The organism is Terrabacter carboxydivorans (assembly GCF_039532035.1).
GTDB lineage: Bacteria > Actinomycetota > Actinomycetes > Actinomycetales > Dermatophilaceae > Terrabacter > Terrabacter carboxydivorans.
Genome location: NZ_BAAARE010000061.1, coordinates 1 through 1,279 on the forward strand (window position 1 = coordinate 1; position 1,279 = coordinate 1,279).

Annotated in this window: 1 protein-coding gene; it reads left to right on the plus strand. The window is 68.0% G+C overall.

Annotated features, from left to right (window positions below; all coding sequences use genetic code 11):
• The first annotated feature begins 69 nt into the window (after nt 1–69).
• Nucleotides 70–1,247, plus strand: a protein-coding gene (locus ABD297_RS23540; protein WP_344257592.1) for an IS3 family transposase whose coding sequence is annotated in 2 segments (ribosomal slippage) — nt 70–354 and nt 357–1,247 — 1,176 coding nt in all. Because the reading frame shifts where the segments join, the coding sequence is not laid out codon by codon here.
• The last annotated feature ends 32 nt before the right edge of the window (nt 1,248–1,279 follow it).

Below are 1,279 nucleotides of genomic sequence, written 5' to 3' on the forward strand. Positions count from 1 at the left end.
GGGTCTGCTGCACGGATAGGTGGCATCTGATCTGCGTCGATGTGTGTCGGCGCTGGAAGGATGTGCACCATGCCCAAGGCGTTCCCCAACGAGTTCCGCGAGGACGTGATCCGGGTCTTCAAGGAGTCGGATGCCTCCGTCGCCCAGGTCGCGAAAGACTTCGGCATCTCGCCGTCGTGCCTCAAGCGGTGGCTGACGATCGATGAGCGACGCTCGGCCAGCGCAGCGAGCCCTGCCCGGACCTCCAGCGAGTCGGAGGCGCTGCGGGAGGCGAACAAGCGGATCAAGCTGCTCGAGCAGGAGAACGAGGTCCTGCGCCGCGCCGCGGCCTATCTCTCACAGGCGCACCTGCCGGGAAAATGATGTACCCGCTCGTCCGCGAGCTGGCCGGCGACGGGATCCCCGTCACGGTGACGTGCCGGGTGCTGAAGATCGCCCGCCAGCCCTACTACCGCTGGGTCGCCAGCCCGGTCAGGGCTGCCGAGCTGACCGCGGCGTACCGGGCGAACGCGTTGTTCGACGCCCACCGCGACGACCCGGAGTTCGGGTACCGGTTCCTGGTCGACGAGGCCCGCGACGCGGGTGAGGCGATGGCGGAGCGGACCGCGTGGAAGCTCTGCTCGCAGCTGGGCTGGTGGTCCGCGTTCGGCAAGAAGCGCGGGCGCAACGGCAAGACGCCCGGCCCGCCGGTCCACGATGACCTGGTCGAGCGGGACTTCACCGCGCCGGCTCCGAATCGTTTGTGGCTCAGCGACATCACCGAGCACTGGACCGGCGAGGGCAAGCTCTACCTGTGCGCGGTCAAAGACGTCTACTCCAACCGGATCGTCGGCTACAGCATCGACTCACGGATGAAGTCCTCGCTCGCGGTCGCGGCTCTGGACAACGCGGTCGCGCGGCGTCACGCTGACGGCGCCGATGTGGCCGGGTGCGTCCTGCACACCGATCGCGGGTCGCAGTTCCGGTCCCGGAAGCTGGTCCACCAGCTCCACCGTCACGGCATGGTCGGCTCGATGGGGCGCGTCGGCGCGGCCGGGGACAACGCGGCCATGGAGTCGTTCTTCGCGCTGCTACAGAAGAACGTCTTGAACCGTCGCGCCTGGGCCACTCGCGAGCAGCTGCGGATCGCGATCGTCACGTGGATCGAGCGGACCTACCACCGCCGTCGGAGACAGCCCCGCCTCGGCCGGTTGACCCCGGTCGAATACGAGTTGATCATGACGACAACCGCCACTCAGGTGGCCTAACCGAAACTGTCACCCGTCCGTGCAGCAGACCC